18 protein-coding genes are annotated in these 18,767 nt (G+C 62.3%); 9 read left to right on the top strand and 9 right to left on the bottom strand.

Translation table 11 applies throughout. The annotated features are described in order from the left end of the window. The first annotated feature begins 163 nt into the window (after positions 1 to 163). On the top strand, positions 164 to 880 hold the full coding sequence (locus ACTJJ7_RS10560; RefSeq protein WP_440966995.1) for a L,D-transpeptidase: 717 nt from the start codon (positions 164 to 166) through the stop codon (positions 878 to 880). Between the two features lie 41 nt (positions 881 to 921). Here the strand turns inward: ACTJJ7_RS10560 and ACTJJ7_RS10555 are convergent, their stop codons facing one another. Next, on the bottom strand, positions 922 to 1,344 hold the full coding sequence (locus ACTJJ7_RS10555; RefSeq protein WP_105735390.1) for a MerR family transcriptional regulator: 423 nt from the start codon (positions 1,342 to 1,344) through the stop codon (positions 922 to 924). Positions 1,345 to 1,414: 70 nt separating this feature from the next. Between ACTJJ7_RS10555 and ACTJJ7_RS10550 the strand changes: the two genes are divergently transcribed. Continuing rightward, a complete protein-coding gene (locus ACTJJ7_RS10550) occupies positions 1,415 to 3,679 on the top strand; it encodes a heavy metal translocating P-type ATPase (protein WP_440966993.1) in 2,265 nt (754 codons plus the stop codon). Positions 3,680 to 3,715: 36 nt separating this feature from the next. Here ACTJJ7_RS10550 and ACTJJ7_RS10545 read toward each other — a convergent pair whose 3' ends face one another. From ACTJJ7_RS10545 to ACTJJ7_RS10515, 7 genes are all read right to left on the bottom strand, one after another. Continuing rightward, entirely contained in the window at positions 3,716 to 4,402 is a 687-nt protein-coding gene (locus ACTJJ7_RS10545) for an ABC transporter ATP-binding protein (protein ID WP_440967133.1), read from the bottom strand. Beyond that, positions 4,399 to 5,148 (bottom strand): ABC transporter ATP-binding protein, encoded by a 750-nt coding sequence (locus ACTJJ7_RS10540; RefSeq protein ID WP_440966991.1) that lies wholly within the window; start codon positions 5,146 to 5,148, stop codon positions 4,399 to 4,401. The genes ACTJJ7_RS10545 and ACTJJ7_RS10540 overlap by 4 nt, the downstream gene beginning before the upstream one ends. Further along, positions 5,141 to 6,124, bottom strand: a complete 984-nt coding sequence (locus tag ACTJJ7_RS10535; RefSeq protein ID WP_440966989.1) for a branched-chain amino acid ABC transporter permease — start codon at positions 6,122 to 6,124, stop codon at positions 5,141 to 5,143. Before ACTJJ7_RS10535 ends, ACTJJ7_RS10540 begins: the two co-directional genes overlap by 8 nt. Positions 6,125 to 6,132: 8 nt before the next feature. Continuing rightward, a complete protein-coding gene (locus ACTJJ7_RS10530; RefSeq protein WP_105735134.1) occupies positions 6,133 to 7,053 on the bottom strand; it encodes a branched-chain amino acid ABC transporter permease in 921 nt (306 codons plus the stop codon). 77 nt (positions 7,054 to 7,130) lie between these two features. Further along, positions 7,131 to 8,267, bottom strand: coding sequence for an ABC transporter substrate-binding protein (locus ACTJJ7_RS10525; protein ID WP_440966987.1), 1,137 nt, complete (start codon positions 8,265 to 8,267; stop codon positions 7,131 to 7,133). Between the two features lie 70 nt (positions 8,268 to 8,337). Next, complete coding sequence (locus ACTJJ7_RS10520) at positions 8,338 to 9,756, bottom strand: 3-hydroxyacyl-CoA dehydrogenase NAD-binding domain-containing protein (protein WP_440966985.1); 1,419 nt, start codon at positions 9,754 to 9,756, stop codon at positions 8,338 to 8,340. A 1-nt stretch (position 9,757) separates the two neighbouring features. Further along, entirely contained in the window at positions 9,758 to 10,522 is a 765-nt protein-coding gene (locus ACTJJ7_RS10515) for an enoyl-CoA hydratase-related protein (protein ID WP_105735131.1), read from the bottom strand. A gap of 137 nt (positions 10,523 to 10,659) precedes the next feature. On the opposite strand from ACTJJ7_RS10515, the gene ACTJJ7_RS10510 reads away from it, so the two are divergent. The 7 genes from ACTJJ7_RS10510 to ACTJJ7_RS10480 are packed head-to-tail and all read left to right on the top strand — an operon-like array spanning position 10,660 to position 18,242. After that, complete coding sequence (locus tag ACTJJ7_RS10510; RefSeq protein WP_440966983.1) at positions 10,660 to 12,957, top strand: bifunctional salicylyl-CoA 5-hydroxylase/oxidoreductase; 2,298 nt, start codon at positions 10,660 to 10,662, stop codon at positions 12,955 to 12,957. Then, positions 12,958 to 13,722, top strand: coding sequence for an SDR family NAD(P)-dependent oxidoreductase (locus ACTJJ7_RS10505; RefSeq protein ID WP_440966981.1), 765 nt, complete (start codon positions 12,958 to 12,960; stop codon positions 13,720 to 13,722). Next, complete coding sequence (locus tag ACTJJ7_RS10500) at positions 13,719 to 14,222, top strand: MarR family winged helix-turn-helix transcriptional regulator (protein WP_105735128.1); 504 nt, start codon at positions 13,719 to 13,721, stop codon at positions 14,220 to 14,222. The genes ACTJJ7_RS10505 and ACTJJ7_RS10500 overlap by 4 nt, the downstream gene beginning before the upstream one ends. Beyond that, positions 14,215 to 15,027 carry an enoyl-CoA hydratase family protein gene (locus ACTJJ7_RS10495; RefSeq protein ID WP_440966979.1) on the top strand — a complete coding sequence of 271 codons (813 nt, stop codon included), beginning with the start codon at positions 14,215 to 14,217 and terminating at the stop codon, positions 15,025 to 15,027. Before ACTJJ7_RS10500 ends, ACTJJ7_RS10495 begins: the two co-directional genes overlap by 8 nt. A 1-nt stretch (position 15,028) precedes the next feature. Continuing rightward, positions 15,029 to 16,183 carry an acyl-CoA dehydrogenase family protein gene (locus ACTJJ7_RS10490; RefSeq protein ID WP_440966977.1) on the top strand — a complete coding sequence of 385 codons (1,155 nt, stop codon included), beginning with the start codon at positions 15,029 to 15,031 and terminating at the stop codon, positions 16,181 to 16,183. A gap of 5 nt (positions 16,184 to 16,188) precedes the next feature. Continuing rightward, positions 16,189 to 17,814 carry an AMP-binding protein gene (locus ACTJJ7_RS10485; protein WP_440966975.1) on the top strand — a complete coding sequence of 542 codons (1,626 nt, stop codon included), beginning with the start codon at positions 16,189 to 16,191 and terminating at the stop codon, positions 17,812 to 17,814. A 29-nt stretch (positions 17,815 to 17,843) separates the two neighbouring features. Further along, on the top strand, positions 17,844 to 18,242 hold the full coding sequence (locus tag ACTJJ7_RS10480; protein WP_440966973.1) for a RidA family protein: 399 nt from the start codon (positions 17,844 to 17,846) through the stop codon (positions 18,240 to 18,242). A 23-nt stretch (positions 18,243 to 18,265) separates the two neighbouring features. Here ACTJJ7_RS10480 and ACTJJ7_RS10475 read toward each other — a convergent pair whose 3' ends face one another. Continuing rightward, on the bottom strand, positions 18,266 to 18,766 hold the full coding sequence (locus tag ACTJJ7_RS10475) for a GAF domain-containing protein (RefSeq protein WP_105735386.1): 501 nt from the start codon (positions 18,764 to 18,766) through the stop codon (positions 18,266 to 18,268). Position 18,767: the final 1 nt, after the last annotated feature.

Raw genomic sequence — 18,767 nt, 5'->3', positions numbered from 1 at the left:
CAGGCTGATATTTATTGTGATCATATTGCAACACTGCCACAGACATTACGGTTTGCCTTGTTTTTGACACATAGTTGCCGCGATCCGTTTTAAAAGGATGGGGCAAGCGGTGTCCACGACCGCCTGTCCGCCCTGCCTGTCCCATCGTTTGAAAGCATACAGAATGTCATCCCTCGTTTCGCGCCGGTCATTCCTGACCGGCCTGTCGCTCCTTGGCGTTTCAGCCGTCGCTGCCTGTGCCCAGCTGCCCAAACAGTCGCTCGATCTTGCCGGTTCGCAGGATGCCGTCCCGGCGGACAAGCCCGCACCCGCGCCCGTTGAGACTGCCGCACCGGCAAGGCCCGATTACATCAGCATGTATCAGGCTGTCGAAGAGGATGGCTACCGGCTGCCGGCGATACCCTTTGCCAAGGTCAATGAAAAATTCCTGCGGCAGGTCGTCGACGATCCGACGGGGGAGAAGCCCGGCACGATCGTCGTCAACACGGTCGACAAGTTTCTTTATCTGGTCCAGAAGAACGGCAAGGCGATGCGCTATGGCGTCGGGCTTGGCCGTCAGGGCTATTCCTGGAAGGGGCGCGCCATCGTTCAGTGGAAGCGCAAGTGGCCGACCTGGACACCGCCGTCGGCCATGATCTCACGCGATCCGAAGCTGGAAAAATGGCGCCAGGGCATGCCGCCTGGCGTCCACAATCCCCTGGGTTCCCGCGCGCTCTACATTTTTCAGGGCGGGGTCGACACGCTGTACCGTATTCACGGCTCGCCGGACTGGAACTCCATCGGCAAATCCGCCTCGTCGGGCTGCGTGCGCATGTTCAATCAGGACGTGATGGATCTCTATGACCGCGTCCCCGGCAAGGCTCCATTGCTGGTCATCTGACCGGCGGAGCCATCAAGGCCGCAGACGGTAGTGACTGCGGCCTAATGCTGTGCGTGCGCGCATTTGCCGTGATCGGCGAGGATTTCGATGACGCGGCATTCGGCAACGCGGCCATGCCGGCATCCCTCCACCATCAGTTCCAGCTCGGCCTTCAGCGCATTCAGGCTGCGGATGCGCTGCTCGACCTCGATGAGCCGGGCATTGGCAATGCCGTCGGCGGTTTCGCAGGGCTGGTTGGGATCATCCTGCAGGTGCAGCAGGGTGCGGATCGAGTCGATCTCGAAACCCAGCTCCCGCGCGTGGCGGATGAATGCCAGCCGGCGGATATCCGTGTCTTCATAGTGCCGCCGGTTGCCGTCGGTGCGCGCCGGCGCCGCCAGCAGCCCGATCTGTTCGTAGTAGCGGATGGTCGGCACTTTGACGCCGCTGCGCTTGGCTGCTTCGCCAATTGAAATTTCTTTCAACATTTCGCTTGCTCCTCTAGTCGCTAGAGCATGTAGCCTTGCCGGCAACAGAGTCAAGAGAGGTTGAATCATGACAGCAGCGCCAACGCAAACCCGCTTCCGGGTCGAGGGCATGGACTGCGCAAGCTGCGCGGCCAAGATTGATACGGCGGTGCGCCGGTTGCCTGGGGTGGCCGACATTTCCGTGTCGGTGACGGCGGGCACCATGACGGTCAAGCACGATGAAACGGCTGATCTCGGCGTCGTCCAGAAAAAGGTGAACGGCCTTGGCTACAAGGTTTCGCCGCTGACGGCCAAGAGCCCGGCCCCCGCGGCGGCGCCCTCGTGCAGCGGGCATGACCATGCCAACCACAACCACGCGGAGCATGATCACCACGACCATGACCATGCGGGCCACGATCATTCCGGGCATGACCATGCGGACACAAGCGCGGCTGTCGCCGCTGCTCCGGTGCCAAGCGCCAGGCCCGCCCGCTGGTGGCAGAGCCGCAAGGGTTTTCTGACCATCATCAGCGGCGTTGCCCTCGTTGCGGCCTACGCCGCCGGCAAGCTTTATCCGGATATCGCCAACTGGGCCTTTGTCGTGGCGATGTTCGTCGGTCTTGTCCCGATTGCCCGCCGGGCGATCATGGCTGCGTTTTCGGGCACGCCTTTCTCCATTGAAATGCTGATGACCATCGCTGCCATCGGCGCCGTGTTCATCGGTGCGGGTGAGGAAGCCGCCGCCGTGGTCTTCCTGTTCCTGATCGGCGAACTGCTCGAAGGCGTTGCCGCCGGGCGCGCCCGCGCCAGCATCCAGGGGCTCGCCGATCTCGTTCCCAAAACCGCGCTGGTGGAGCGTGGCGGCAACACCGTCTCGGTTCCTGCCGATACTCTGGCCGTTGGCGATATCATTCTCGTGCGGCCGGGTGACCGCATTCCCGCCGATGGCGACATCACCGAGGGAACCAGCGAGATCGACGAAGCGCCGGTCACGGGCGAAAGCACGCCCAAGCGCAAGAATGCCGGTGATCCCGTTTTCGCCGGAACCATCAATACAGATGGCGTCCTGCGCATCGCTGTCACCGCGACGTCAAGCGACAACACCATCGCCCGCGTGATCCGTCTCGTTGAGGAGGCGCAGGAAAGCAAGGCGCCGACGGAACGGTTCATCGACGGTTTCTCCCGCTACTATACGCCTGGAATCATGGTTGTCGCGGCGCTTGTCGCTATCGTACCGCCGCTGTTCATGGGCGGCATCTGGAGCGAATGGGTCTATAAGGGTCTTGCCATTCTCCTGATCGGCTGCCCCTGCGCGCTGGTCATCTCGACACCGGCTGCGATTGCCGCCGGCCTCTCTGCCGGTGCGCGGCGCGGGCTGCTGATGAAGGGCGGCGCCGTGCTTGAAACCTTCCGCAAGGTGACGGCTGTTGCCTTCGACAAGACGGGAACCCTGACCGAAGGCAAGCCCGTGGTCACGGATATCGTGTCATTCGGCCTGCCGGAGCAGGAAATTCTGTCGCTGGCCGCGGCGCTGGAAACCGGTTCGAGCCATCCTCTGGCGGTGGCCATTCTGGACCGGGCCAAGGCGGATGCCGTTGCCGTTCTCCCGTCCACCGCGGCAAAGGCGGTTTCGGGCAAGGGCGTCGAGGGGACCGTCGGCGGCAAGGCCGTCTTTCTCGGCTCACCGCAGGCCGTCGCCGCAACGGCGCCGCTCAGCGCGGAGCAGACAGCAGCCATCGCGGCGCTCAACGATCAGGGGAAGACGGTTTCCCTCGTGGTTGTCGATGGCACTCTTGCGGGCTTGCTGGCCATGCGCGACGAGCCAAGAGCCGATGCGGAGCGCGGTCTTGCCGTGCTCAAGGAGCAGGGCATCAAGGCGGTCATGCTGACTGGCGACAACAGCCGCACCGCAAAGGCAATCGCTTCCAAGCTCGGGATCGAGCCGAGGGCGGAACTGCTGCCGCAGGACAAGCAGCGGATCGTCGGCGAGATGCAGCGCTCCGGCCTGACCGTGGCCAAGGTTGGCGATGGCATCAACGACGCTCCGGCACTGGCTGCTGCCGATATCGGCATTGCCATGGGCGGCGGCACCGATGTGGCGCTTGAAACCGCCGATGCCGCCATTCTGCACGGCCGCGTGATCGATGTCGCCAACATGGTCGACCTGTCGAAAACGGTGATGAACAATATCCGCCAGAACATCGGCGTTGCGCTCGGCCTGAAGGCCGTCTTCCTGGTGACGACGATCATCGGGCTGACCGGATTGTGGCCGGCGATCCTTGCCGATACCGGCGCGACGGTGCTGGTGACGGCCAATGCCATGCGGCTTCTCGGCTGGAAGGGCCGTTCGTAAGACATCATGTCTGATGGCCTCCCGCCGGGGAGGCCTTCAGACGCCGAGATAGCGGTCCTGTATCGCGCCGGTCAATTCGGCCGGCACACCGCTCCAGACGGTGCGGCCCCGCTCCAGTACAAAGCAGCGGTCCGCCACGGGCAGAAGTTCGGACAGGGTTTTGTCGACGACCAGAATGGACTGGCCCTGTTGCTTCAAGGCGGCGATGGCCTTCCAGATTTCCTGCCGGATAACAGGTGCAAGGCCCTCCGTCGCCTCATCGAGAACAATAAGTCTGGGGTTGGTCATCAGGGCGCGCCCGACCGCGAGCATCTGCTGCTCGCCGCCCGACAGCGAGTTGGCATATTGCCCGGACCGTTCCGCCAGGCGCGGAAAGAGGGCGTGGACCTCCTTGATCGTCCAGAAACCCCTTCGCGCCGAAGCCAGCAGATTTTCCGCCACCGTCAGATTGGGAAAGCAGCGCCGCCCTTCCGGCACCAGGCCGAGACCAAGCCGGGCAATGCGATAGGGTTTTGCCGACGAGATATCATGGCCGGCAAAACGCACCGTGCCACGGCGCAGCGGCGAGAGCCCGAAGATCGAGCGGATGGTGGTGGTCTTGCCCATGCCGTTGCGGCCCATCAGCGCAACGGCTTCGCCTTCCGCCATGGCAAGATCGACACCGAAAAGTGCCTGCGACGCGCCGTAGAAGGTCTCGACCCCGTCAAGTTCCAGCAGCATCAGACGCTCTCCCCGAGATAGGCTTCGCGCACCAGCGGATTGCGGCGGATTTCGTCGACGGAACCGGTGGCGATGACGCGGCCATAGACCAGCACCGAAATGCGGTCGGCGAGGGCAAAGACGGCATCCATGTCGTGTTCGATCAAAAGGATCGGCGCCTCGTGCCGCAGCGTGTCGAGAAAGGCGGTAAGGCGCTTCGAGCCTTCCGGCCCCATGCCCGCCATCGGCTCGTCGAGCAGGAAGGCTTTCGGACCGAGCGCCAGTGCCATTGCAATTTCCAGCTGCCGCCGCTCGCCATGGGAAAGCGCGGCGCTGGGTATATCGGCCCGCTCCAGCAATCCCACCCGATGAAGCATGTCCCGCGCGGTGTCCTTGAGCGACGCATCGGCCATGACAGGTTTCCAGAAGCGGAAACTCGACCCCTGATTGGCCTGCACGGCGAGCATGACATTGCGCAGTGCCGAGAATTCCGGCGCCAGCGAGGAGATCTGGAATGTGCGGCCAAGCCCCATCTGCGCGCGCGGCGAAACGCCAAGCGCCGAGACATCCCGGCCCATGAAATGGATCGAGCCGCTATTGTGCTTCAGCGTTCCGGCGATCTGGTGGATGAGGGTCGATTTCCCCGCGCCGTTCGGCCCGATCAGCGCGTGGATTTCGCCCGGACGCAGATCAAGGCTGACATCGTCGGTGGCCTTCAGGGCGCCGAAGGATTTGCACAGGTTGCGGATACTGAGGACGGGTTCAGCCATGACGCACCTTCCCGGCCAGAAGCCCGATGAGGCCGCCGCGCCCGAACAGGACGACGGCGAGCAGAATGAGGCCGAGGAAGAGCTGCCAATGCTCGGTCAGTCCGCCGAGGGCAAATTCGAACAGAACGAACAGGATGGCGCCCGCGACAGGGCCGAAGAGACGGCCGGTGCCGCCCAGTATGATCAGCACGATGAGTTCGCCGGACATGCTCCATGATAGCATGGACGGACCGGTAAAGCGGTTGAGATCGGCAAACAGCGCGCCCGCCACCGCGGTGATCATGCCGGACAGGATGAAGGCGACAAGGCGGATGCGCAGCGGCCGGATGCCGATGGAGGCCACCCGCACCTCGTTCTGCCGCGTGGCCTGCAGCGCCGAGCCGAAACGCGAATCCCTGAGCCGGGAAAAGGCGAACAGTGCCAGCAGGAGCAGGCCATAGGCGATGAGGAAAAAACTGAGGGGGTTGAGTGTGTTCACACCGGGAAAGCTGTTGCGCATGGTGATCGACAGACCGTCCTCGCCGCCATAGGCGGGCCAGGAGATGGCGAAGTAGTAGATCATCTGGGCAAAGGCGAGGGTGATCATGATGAAATAGACGCCTGACGTGCGCAGGCTGATCAGGCCGATCAGCAAGGCGGCCACACCGGCGACGACAGCGCTCACCAGCCAGATCACCGGCATCTGGCTGGTCGCCAAGATGACGACGGGCGAGGCGAGCAACGGGGTCTGGTTGAAAGCATGGGTGGCGAAGATACCGGCGGCATAGCCGCCAATGCCGAAAAACGCCGCATGGCCGAAGGAGACAAGGCCGCCAAGGCCGAGCGCAAGGTTCAGCCCCACTGCGGCAAGCGCGAGAATGGCGATGCGGGTGGCAAGGGTCACGTAGAACGGCTCGCCCATGCCATAGGCGGCAAGGGCGCAGGCCGGTACGATCAGGGCAAGGGCAATATTCACAAGGCGTTCGCGATCAGCCATCCCGCCCCTCACGCATTGACCGCAAAGAGGCCCTTCGGCCTCACTGCCAGAATGAAGGCCATGACGATGTAGATGAGCATCGAGGCGATGGCTGCGCCCGCGGTTGCCGCCTGCGACGGCTGCATGAACAGGGCGAAGAGCTGCGGCAGCAGGAAACGGCCCATGGTGTCGACCACGCCGACAAGAATGGCACCGGCGAGCGCGCCCTTGATGGAGCCGATGCCGCCGATGACGATGACGACGAAGGCGAGGATGAGCACTGGTTCGCCCATGCCGACCTGCACCGATTGCAGCGCGCCGACCAGCGCACCGGCGAGGCCCGCCAGCGCTGCGCCGAGGGCAAAGACGATGGTGTTGAGCGAAGCGATGTCGACGCCGAGTGCGCCAATCATTTCCCGGTCGGATTCACCGGCGCGGATGCGCATGCCGAGCCGCGTCTTGGCAATCAGCAGATAAAGCCCGATGGCGACGATGAGACCGGCACCGATAATGGCAAGCCGGTAAAGCTGGTATTGCCCGCCGCCCGGCAAGCTGATCGCGCCCTGCAGCACTTTCGGTATGTCGAGATAGAGCGGGAAGGAGCCGAAAACCCAGCGCGTGCCCTCGGAAAAGATCAGGATGAGCGCGAAGGTCGCGAGCACCTGATCGAGATGATCGCGGTTGTAGAGGCGGCGGATCACGGTGATTTCGACGATGGCTCCGGCAGCGGCAGCGGCAATGAGGCTTGCCACCAGGCCAAGCCAGAACGAGCCGGTATAGGCAGCAACCGCCGCGCAGGCGAAAGCCCCGACCATGTAAAGCGAGCCGTGGGCAAGGTTGATCACGCCCATGACGCCGAAAATCAGCGTCAATCCGGCGGCCATCAGAAACAGCATGACGCCGAACTGCAGGCCGTTCAGGGCTTGTTCGATGAGGAGAGCCGAAGACAAGGTTCAATCCGATCCGATGAGACGATCACAGGCAGAAAGGGCGCGCGAATTTTCGCTCCGCGCGCCCCGTTTATCGCTCACATCTTGCAGCTGGCCGCATAGGCATCCTGATGGTCGGTGAAGCTGGTGGCGACGATCTTGTTGGTGAGAACGCCGTCTTCCTTGATCACTTCGCGCACATAGATGTCCTGGATCGGGTGGTTGTTGTTGCCGAACTTGAACTTGCCGCGCACGGAATCGAACTTGGCTTCCTTGAGTGCGGCCCGGAACGCATCCTTGTCCTTGACGCTGGCCTTGGCGACCGCCGAGAGGATCAGGTTGGCGGTGTCATAGCCCTGTGTCGCATAGAGCGACGGCAGGCGCTTGTACTCGGCCTTGAAAGCGGCGACGTATTTCTTGTTGGCCGCATTATCGAGGTCTTTCGACCAATGCGACGAGTTCTTCACGCCGATGGCCGCATCGCCGATGGCGCCAAGCACATCCTGATCGAAGGAAAAGCCGGGTCCCATGACCGGCGTGGAAATGCCGGACTGCGAATACTGCTTCATGAAGGCAATACCCATGCCGCCGGGCAGGAAGAAGTAGACGGAATCGGCGCCGGAGGCGCGGATCTGCGCGATCTCGGTGGCATAATCGGTCTGGCCGACCTTGGTGTAGAGCTCGCCTGCCAGCGCACCCTTGTAGAAGCGCTTGAAGCCCGTCAATGCATCGGTGCCCGCGGGATAGTTTGGCGCAAGAATGAAGGTCTTCTTGTAGTTGGCCGTGTTGGCATAATTGCCCATGGCCTCATGCAGATTGTCGTTCTGGTAGGCGATGTTGAAATAATTGGGGTTGCAGTTGGCGCCCGCCAGGGCCGACGGTCCGGCATTGGTCGAGAGGTAGAATGTGCCCTGGCCGACAACACCCGGCACGACAGCCATGGCGAGGTTCGACCAGACGATGCCGGTCAGGATGTCGACTTTTTCGCTCTGGACCATCTTGTCGGCGATCTGCACGGCGAGTTCCGGCTTCTGCGCATCGTCCTCGACGATGACCTTGATGTCCTTGTTGCCGGATTCCTTGATGGCGAGAAGAAAGCCATCGCGTATATCGATGCCAAGGCCTGCGCCGCCGCCGGACAATGTCGTGATCATGCCGATCTTCACGGGTTCGGCCATGGCCTGACCGGCAAAAGTCAAACCCGCCATCAATGCCGCTGCTGCTATTCGTTTCATTGCGTCGTTCCCCTTATTTTATGGTTCATCTCAATTCTAAATTGATTCGCGATGCAAGTGCCCGTGCCAACTAACGCTTGGTTGTTGCGTCCTCCGCAAAGTCCGCCAGAGCGGGACAGGCATCATATCGCCCGGAAGGATGGGTCTGGCCGCAGCGCTCCAGCGTGTTGCTGACCGCTGGAAGGCCTAGCGCGCCCAGCATTTCGTGCGGGCCGTGGCGGAAATTCAGGCCGAGTTTCAAGGCGGTGTCGATCCCCGCCGTGGTGGCCAATCCCTGCTCGAAGGCGAAGGCGGCTTCGTTGACCAGCATGGCCGCCACGCGCAGAAATACGAGGCCTGATGTATCGGCAACCTCGTGCAGTTCAACACCGAGCGATTTGGCCTGCAGCGCTATGGACTGGATATCGGCATCACGCAGATCATGCTGGGCGAAAGCGAGGGAAACGGGACCGCGCCACTGGCCGATCTGCCGGTCAAGCACGATAACCGGCTGGCGGCTGTCCGCGGACAGTTCGCGGGCCGTCCGCCCGTCGCTCAGATGCACGGCAACACCGGTGCGTGTTTCCAGTTGCCGCTTCAGTTCGTTGGCGGTGGATATATGATTTTCCCCCGCCAGCACGTTGTCCTGACGCGGATAGGTGAAAAATCCGCTTCCGGTCTTGCGGCCGAGCCTGCCCGCCGCCTTCATGTCCTCAAGGAGCGGCGATGGCTTGAAGCGCGGCGACTGGTCGAACCCCTGCCATACGGAGGTCGTCGCGGCGAGGTTGATGTCCACGCCGACAAGATCGATCAGCTCGAACGGCCCAAGCGGAAAACCGCCTGACGATGTAAGGCACATGTCGATGGTTGCGGCATCGGTAACGCCGTCTTCGAGCAGTTGGAGCGCTTCGCCGTAAAAAGGCCGGGCACAGCGATTGACGAGGAAGCCGGGGCTGTCGCCCACCTCGACGGGCTGCTTGCCCAGGGTCTTGACGAGACCGGACAGCCGCTCCGTCACGCCTGCTTCCGTTTGTGGCCCGGCGACGACCTCGACCAGCTTCATCAGCGGGGCGGGGTTGAAGAAATGCAGTCCTGCGAAGCGCTGCGGGCGTTGGATCGTGCGTGCAATCGCTTCGACGGAAAGGGAAGAGGTGTTGGTGGCAAAAAGGCAATTTGCGGCGCAGACCGCTTCCAGTGCCTGAAACAGCTCGGCCTTGGCCTCCAGCGTCTCGATGATGGCTTCGATGACGAGGTGCGCCGGTGCCATATCCTGCACGGTGCCGGCAATGATGATATTCCTGGCGCAGGCGTCGCGCTCGGCTTCCGTTGATTTGCCGCGGGCGATGCGCTGGCCGATATCGGCAAGGATTGTCGCCTTCGCCCTCTCGGCCATGCCGTCCTGCGTATCGTAGAGGATCGTTCTTATTCCGGATCGTGCCAGCAGATGCGCGATGCCCCGGCCCATGGTGCCTGCACCGGCGACGCCTGCGATATCGACCGGCTGCCCCATGCTAGCGCCCCCGGAATTCAGGCTGGCGCTTGGCGCGGAAGGCGGCGATGCCCTCGGCCTTGTCGTCGGTGGATAAAAGCAGCTCGAACGACCGGCGTTCCAGCGCCAGGGCATTCTGATCGTCCAGCGCGGTCAGCACCGCCTGCTTGACGAATTGCTGGGCCAGCGGTGCGCCCCTGGCGAGTTTGGCGGCAAGGTCTTCAGCCGCCGCAAGGCTTTCCCCGGCAGGGGTGCCGTGCGAGGCAATACCCCAGTCGAACGCATCGGTGCCGCTGATCGTTTCGCCGGTCAGCAGCAGCCGCATCGCCCGGGATTTGCCGAGAAGCGCTGTCAACCGCTGAATGCCGCCCGCACCGGGAATGAGGCCGAGCCGGATTTCCGGCTGTCCGAAAGTGGCATTGCCGGCCGCAACGATCAGGTCGCAGCGCTGCGCCAGTTCAAATCCGCCGCCGAGACAATAGCCCTCGACCGCCGCGATCAGCGGTTTGCGCACCCTGGCGATGGCGTCCCAGGCATGCAGGCGCAGATCGTGCACGCCATCGACGGATGTCTTGTCGGCGATCTCGCCGATATCGGCGCCCGAGGCGAAATTGCCTTCGGCGCCGGTGAGGATGATGGTGCGGATTTCGGGGTCGCGGTCAAAGCGGGCGAGGCTGTCGGCCAACTGCCTGAGCATGCTGGTGTTCAGCGCATTGCGCGCCTCGGGGCGTGTCAATGTCAGGATGGCATAACCATCCTTCACGTCGGTTTGGATATAGTTTTCCATATCGCATCCCCCCTGCAGTTTGCTCTGCTTGACCTGACTATCCCTATAAATCGGAAATTATTCAAGCTTGAAATTTCATGCTTGAAATTATTTTGATGCGATGACACGATGCGCAAGGTCAAACGGGAGTATGCCTGATGAAGATCGCCTGTCTTGGAGGAGGGCCCGCCGGTCTCTATTTCGCGATCAGCATGAAGCTGCGCGATCCCGGCCACGACATCACGGTGATCGAGCGCAACCGGGCCGATGACACGTTCGGCTGGGGCGTGGTGCTGTCGAGCGAAACCCTGTCCAATCTTGCCGCCAACGATCCCGTTAGTGCCGATGCGATCCGCGACCATTTCGCCTATTGGGACGATATCGCCGTTCATTTCAAGCAGACCGAGACGGTATCGACCGGCCATGGCTTTTGCGGCATCGGGCGCAAGACGCTGCTGATGCTGCTGCAGGAGCGGGCGCGTGAACTCGGCGTCAAGCTGCAGTTTGAAACACCTGTTGAAGACATCGCCGCCCTCGCCAGGGATTACGATCTGGTCGTTGCCGCCGACGGATTGAATTCCCGTGCCCGTTCGACGTTTGCCGCACATTTCAAGCCGGAAATCGACACGCGCAAGTGCAAGTTCGTCTGGCTTGGCACGCACCAGAAATTCGACGATGCCTTCACCTTCATTTTCGAGGAGACGGAGCACGGCTGGGTCTGGGCGCATGCCTACCAGTTCGATGCCGATACGGCGACCTTCATCGTCGAATGCAGCCAGGAGACCTGGGATAAGTTCGGCTTTGGCGGCATGAGCCAGCAGGAGTCGATTGCGGTCTGTGAGCGGATTTTCGCCAAATATCTCGGTGGTCATGCGCTGATGACCAATGCCAATCACATCAGAGGTTCCGCCTGGATCAGTTTCCCGCGCGTGCTGTGCGAAAAGTGGTCCCACGACAATGTGGTGCTGCTCGGCGACGCGGCGGCGACTGCGCATTTCTCCATCGGTTCCGGCACCAAGCTGGCGCTGGAAAGCGCGATTGCCCTTGCCAATTATCTCCACTCGGAAAAGTCCGTCGCGGATGCCTTTGCCAAATACGAGGATGAACGGCGGCTGCAGGTGCTGCGGCTGCAATCGGCGGCGCGCAATTCACTCGAATGGTTCGAGGAGGTCGAGCGTTATTTCGATCTTGATCCCGTCCAGTTCAACTATTCGCTTCTGACCCGCTCCCAGCGCATCAGCCATGAAAACCTGCGGCTGCGCGACAGGACATGGCTGGGAAGTGCCGAAGCGTGGTTTCAGGAAAAGGCCGGCGCAAAAAAGGGAACGCAGCGCGCGCCGATGTTTGCGCCGTTCAGGCTGCGCGACATGACCCTGAAGAACCGCATCGTGGTCTCGCCGATGGCGCAGTACAAGGCTATCGACGGAACGCCCACCGATTGGCATCTCGTCCACTACGGCGAGCGTGCCAAGGGCGGGGCGGGTCTGGTGACCATCGAGATGACCTGCGTCAGCCCCGAGGGGCGGATCACGCCCGGCTGCACCGGCATGTATGCGCCGGAACACGAAGCGGCGTGGAAACGGATAGTCGGTTTCATCCATGCGGAGACGGGGGCGAAGGTCAGCTGCCAGCTTGGCCATTCCGGCGCGAAGGGCTCGACACGCCTCGGCTGGGAGGGAACGGATGTGCCCTTGCCTGATGGCAACTGGCCGGTTCTGTCCGCTTCCGATCTGCCGTGGTCGCCGGACAACCAGACCCCCATCGCCATGACCCGCGCCGATATGGACCGGGTGCGGGACCAGTTCGTTGCTTCAGCCGAAATGGCTGACCGGGCCGGGTTCGACATGCTGGAAATCCATGCGGCGCACGGCTATCTCCTGTCGTCCTTCATAACGCCTGTCATGAACAACCGCACCGACGCCTATGGCGGTTCGCTGGAAAACCGCATGCGCTATCCCCTGGAGATTTTCCGTGCGGTGCGTCTCGTCTGGCCATCGGGAAAGCCGATCTCCATGCGCATTTCCGCCAATGACTGGGTGGGCGAGAAAGGCATCACGCCGCAGGATGCTGTCGAGATCGCGCGGCTGTTGCAGGAGGCGGGTGTCGATATCTGCGACGTGTCGGCAGGCCAGACCTCGATAGAGGCAAAGCCGGTCTATGGCCGCATGTTCCAGACGCCTTTCTCCGACCGCATCCGCAACGAGACCGGGATGGCGACCATGGCCGTCGGCAATATCTACGAGCCGGACCATGCCAATTCCATTCTGCTGGCCGGGCGCGCTGATCTGGTGTGTCTTGCACGCCCGCATCTGGCCGATCCCTACTGGACCCTGCACGCGGCCGTGGGGCTGGGTGACAAGGGCGTGGACTGGCCCAAACCCTATTATCCCGGCCGGGATCAGATGTACCGGCTGGCGGAGCGGGCCGAAATCGTCACGCCCATCGAGGGCGCGTAGATGACACAATCCCTCCAAGGCAAGGTCGCATTGGTCACTGGCGGCGGTTCCGGCGTTGGCGCTGCCATTGCGCTTGCCCTGGCGGGCGAGGGGGTAAAGGTGGTGATCGCGGGCCGCCGGATGGAAGCGCTGAGCGCCATCGCTGCACAGTCCGAGCGCATTGTTTCCATCGCTGCCGATGTCACGGATGAGGGCTCGTCCCGCCGTCTGTTCGAGCGCATCCGCAGCGATGTTGGCCCGCTCGATATCGCCATTGCCAATGCCGGATCGGCCGTCAGCACACCATTCCAGAAGCTTGATCTCGCGACATGGCAAAGCCAGATCGACCTCAATCTGACCGGGGTGTTCCTGACCTTCCAGCACGGATTGCCTGACATGCTGGCGAAAAACGACGGGCGGCTGATTGCCATTGCCTCGACGGCGGGCCTGAAAGGCTATCCCTATGTGGCCGCCTATGCCGCGGCCAAGCACGGCGTGATCGGGCTGGTGCAGTCGCTGGCGCTGGAACTGGCGAAGACCGGGGTCACCGTCAATGCCGTCTGTCCCGGCTTCACCGAGACGCCGATGCTCGAGCGTTCCATCGGCACGATCATGCAGAAAACCGGCAAGAGCCATGCGGACGCTGTTGCAGCCCTTGTCGCGTCCAATCCGCAGAAACGTCTGATCCAGCCGGAGGAGATCGCGCAGGCGGTGCTGTGGCTGTGCGGCGCGCATTCCGGCTCCGTCACCGGTCAGGCCATATCCATTTCAGGAGGCGAAGTATGAGCAGCAAGACCAGCCCGTCCGCCGCCCGCAAAGCCGGGCCCGAGCAGGTAAAGCAGAGCCTGCGCGTCTGGCTGAAAATGCTCAAGGCGACCAAGCATGTCGAGGCGGTGGTGCGCGAAAACCTGCGGGTCGAGTTCGATACGACCCTGCCGCGTTTCGATGTCATGGCCGCGCTCTACCGGTTCGAGGAGGGGCTGAAGATGAGCGAGCTCTCCTCGGCGCTGCGGGTTTCCAACGGCAATGTCACCGGCATTATCGAGCGGCTCGTGTCGGACGGGTCGGTGCTGCGTGTGCCCGTTGCGGGTGACAAACGCGCCATGCTGGTCCGGCTGACGCAGCGGGGACGGGATGAATTCGCCCGGATGGCCGCCGCGCATGAACTGTGGATCAACGAGATTTTCGGCAGCCTGCCGGTGGATGTGACAGCCGGGCTGCTCGCCACGCTGGATACGATTGAACATGCGCAGGGACTGTACAGCGAGGGGGAACACGATGCGTGAGATGGCACATTACACGGCGACCCATTTCAAATGGCATGTCACCGATGGCATTGCGGTCATCTCGCTTGACCGGCCGGAGCGCAAGAACCCGCTGACCTTCGACAGCTATGCCGAACTGCGCGACTGTTTTCGCGCGCTCGTCTATGCCGACGACATCAAGGCCGTGGTTTTCGGCTCCAATGGTGGCAATTTCTGCTCGGGCGGCGATGTACACGACATCATCGGACCGCTGTTGAAGATGGACATGAAAAGCCTGCTGGAATTCACGCGCATGACGGGCGATCTGGTCAAGGCCATCATGCATTGCGGCAAGCCGGTCATCGCCGCCGTGGATGGCGTGTGCGTGGGTGCAGGCGCGATCATCGCCATGGCCTCCGACCTGCGTCTGGCGACACCGGCCGCCAAAACCGCCTTCCTGTTCACGCGGGTTGGGCTTGCCGGTTGCGACATGGGCGCCTGCGCCATCCTGCCAAGGATCATCGGTCAGGGCCGCGCGGCCGAACTGCTTTATACCGGGCGCAGCATGTCCGCCGAAGAGGGCGAGCGCTGGGGCTTTTACAACCGCATTGTCGTGCCGGATGTATTGGACGATGAGGCGCTCAAACTGGCAAGGCGTCTCGCCGAAGGGCCGACATTCGGCCATATGATGACCAAGACCATGCTCAATCAGGAATGGTCCATGTCCATCGACCAGGCCATCGAAGCGGAGGCGCAGGCACAGGCCTTGTGCATGCAGACGCAGGATTTCCAGCGGGCCTACGATGCCTTTGTTGCGCATCAGACCCCGGTATTCAAGGGCGATTGAGATGATGGACCGCAGCTTCCTGTCATGGCCGTTCTTCGACGATGTGCATCGCCGTCTTGCCGATGAGGTGGAACGCTGGGCCACGGAAAACACCGGCCACATCGACCACGAAAATGTCGACGATGCCTGCCGGAACCTGGTTGCCGGGCTCGGAGCGGCCGGTCTTCTCCAACACACGGCAGTTGATCCCGCCGCCGGCGGCAGGCTTGACGTGCGCAGCCTTTGCATCATCCGCGAAACGCTGGCGCGGCATGACGGTCTGGCGGATTTCGCCTTTGCCATGCAGGGGCTCGGCACCGGCGCGCTCTCCCTGTTCGGGACCGATGCGCAGAAGCGGGAATGGCTGACGCGAACGCGGGCAGGCAAGGCGCTCTCGGCCTTCGCCCTCAGCGAACCGCAATCGGGATCCGACGTTGCCAATCTTGAACTGTCGGCCGTGCGCGATGGCGACAGCTTTGTCCTCAATGGTGAAAAGACCTGGATTTCCAACGGCGGCATCGCCGATGTCTATACGGTGTTTGCCCGCACCGGCGAGGGGGATGGAGCCAAGGGCATTTCTGCCTTCATCGTGCCTGCAGACACGCCGGGCCTGATCATCGCCGAACGGCTTGAGGTGATCGCCCCGCATCCGCTGGCGCGGCTGGTCTTCGATAATTGCCGCATACCGGCATCCGCTCTCATTGGTTCGCCCGGGCAGGGTTTTCGCATTGCCATGTCGGTGCTTGATGTCTTCCGCTCGACCGTAGCGGCGGCCGCGCTGGGCTTTGCCCGCCGGGCGCTTGAGGAATCGGTCAAACGTGCCAATGGCCGCCATCTCTTCGGCGCGCCCATGTCCGAGCTGCAGATGGTGCAGGGGCATATCGCCGATATGGCGCTGGATATCGATGCGGCGGCGCTGCTCGTCTACCGGGCGGCGTGGCTGAAGGACAGCGGCGCCGAACGGGTCAGCCGGGAAGCCGCCATGGCCAAGCTCTATGCTACCGACCGCGCGCAGAGCGTGATCGACAAGGCGGTTCAGATTCACGGCGGCGACGGCGTGCGCAAAGGCAGTGTTGTCGAGCGCCTCTACCGCGAAATCAGGGCATTGCGCATCTATGAAGGTGCGTCGGACGTACAAAAAATAATCATCGCAAGGCATGAACTTGCAAGGGGATAAAGCGAATGTTGGGACCATCGGCGCATACGGATCACTTTACGCGGGATAATCTTCCTCCGTTCGAGGAATGGCCGGAACTGCTGATGGAGAACTTCCAGTATCCGGAATGGCTGAACGCCGCCGTGGAACTGACCGACGCGATGGTGGCCAAGGGGTTTGGCGACAATACGGCGCTGATCGGCAATGGCCGCCGCCGCACCTACAAGGAACTGACCGACTGGACCAACCGCATCGCCCATGCGCTGGTCGAAAATTACGGCGTCGAGCCGGGCAACCGCATTCTCATCCGCTCGGCCAACAATCCGGCCATGGTCGCCTGCTGGCTGGCGGCAACCAAGGTGGGGGCCGTCGTCGTCAATACGATGCCGATGCTGCGGGCGGGCGAACTCACACAGATCGTCGACAAGGCGCAGATATCCCTGGCGCTGTGCGATACGCGACTGCTCGAAGACATGGAGACCTGCGCGAAGACCAGCCGGTTCCTGAAGCGCGTTGTCGGCTTTGACGGCACAGCCAATCACGAAGCGGAACTGGACCGGATCGCGCTCGACAAATCCGTGCGTTTCGAGGCGGTGAAAACCGGCCGCGACGATGTCGCGCTGCTCGGTTTCACATCGGGCACAACGGGCGAGCCGAAGGCAACGATGCACTTTCATCGGGATATTCTCATCATCGCCGACGGCTATGCGAAGGAAGTTCTGGACGTTCGCCCCGACGATATTTTCGTGGGATCGCCGCCGCTTGCCTTCACCTTCGGTCTTGGCGGGCTGGCGATCTTTCCCCTGCGGTTCGGCGCGGCGGCAACCCTTCTGGAACAGGCCACGCCGCCAAAGATGATCGACTTCATCGAGACGTACAAGGCAACCATCAGCTTTACCGCGCCGACCGCCTACCGGGTCATGCTGCAGGCAATGAACGAGGGGGCGGACCTTTCCTCGCTACGCATCGCGGTTTCGGCGGGCGAGACGCTGCCGGCGCCGATCTATGAGGCCTGGATGCAAAAAACCGGCAAGCCGCTGCTCGATGGTATCGGCGCCACGGAAATGCTGCACATCTTCATCAGCAACCGGCTGGAGGATTCCGGGCCCGGCAAGACGGGCAAGCCCGTCAGCGGCTACCAGGCGGTTATTGTCGATGAGGCGATGCGCGAAGTGCCGCGCGGCGAGATCGGCAGGCTGGCGGTGCGCGGGCCCATCGGCTGCCGCTATCTCGCCGACAAGCGCCAGAAGAATTATGTGCGCGACGGCTGGAATTTGACCGGCGATTCCTTCTTTCAGGACGAAGACGGCTATTTCCATTTTGCCGCCCGCTCCGACGACATGATCATCTCCGCCGGTTACAACATTGCCGGGCCGGAAGTGGAGGCGGCACTGCTCGCCCATCCCGACGTCAGCGAATGCGCCGTCATCGGTGCGCCCGACGCGGAACGCGGCCAGATCGTCCAGGCGCATGTGGTGCTGCGGCCGGGTGTTTCCGCCAGCGGCGAAACGGTCAAGCGCTTGCAGGACCACGTCAAACAGGTCATAGCGCCGTACAAATATCCGCGTTCGATCAAATTCCTCGATGCGCTGCCCAAGACGGCGACCGGGAAAATACAGCGCTTTCAATTGCGCAAGGCATATCAGCAATAACCCATACAATAATCAGGCAGGACATTCGAATGGCAGAGATCATACATCCGCAGGGCTGGCCGGCGGCAAAGGGATACTCCAACGGCATGGCAGCCGAGGGGAAGGTCATCTTTGTCGGCGGCCAGATCGGCTGGACCAAGGACCAGACATTCGAGACCGATGATTTCGTCGGGCAGGCCGAGCAGGCCATGCGCAACATTGTCGACGTGCTGGCAAGCGCGGGTGCCGAGACAACCGATCTCGTGCGGCTGACCTGGTTCATCACCGACAAGAAGGTCTATGTGGCCGAACAGAAGCGGCTGGGCGAAGCCTATCGCCGCGTTTTCGGCCGGCACTATCCGGCAATGACCCTGGTGCAGGTCGTAGCTCTTCTGGAAGATCGCGCTTTGGTTGAAATCGAAGCGACAGCCGTCATTCCTGCCCGCTGATTGCACGGGCAGGAGAGTACTGTCTAGGCGGCCTTGCTGGCCGCCAGAAACGCCAGCTTGGCCGGAATGGCCAGCAGTTTTGAGCGCTCGACCCGTTCGGGCGTGTAGTGGTGCTCGACATCGAGGCAATTGACCGTGCCGAGCAGCTCGCCCGCAATCACCACGGGAATATTGATGACCGAACCGCAGCCGAGCGCCCAGATCGTTTCATGGTCGGAAAACACCGTCGCGATATCGGCGATAGTGTTGGCAACGAAGGACTGCCTGTCCTTGTGCACCGTGTCGAACCAGCGGTCATAGTGGATCGGCTTGGTGCCGGACACTGGATAGCTTTCGGCGTCGGATGTGTATTCACGGCGGGCCAGCTCGTTCTTCATGTCGACGGTCATGATGGTGAACAGCTTGGCGCCGATGATCTTTTGCGACAGCGTCTGCAATGCCTGCCACGGCGCTTCGTCATGGGTGCCATTGGCGATACCGGCGTCAAATTCGGCCAGGGCCGTTGCGACTTCATCCTGTGTCATT

Origin of the sequence: Phyllobacterium sp. 22229 (assembly GCF_052056495.1) — a bacterium.
Taxonomy (GTDB): domain Bacteria; phylum Pseudomonadota; class Alphaproteobacteria; order Rhizobiales; family Rhizobiaceae; genus Phyllobacterium; species Phyllobacterium myrsinacearum.
Note: the sequence above shows the minus strand (reverse complement) of the source record. Positions and strands in the feature narration are given on the sequence as shown.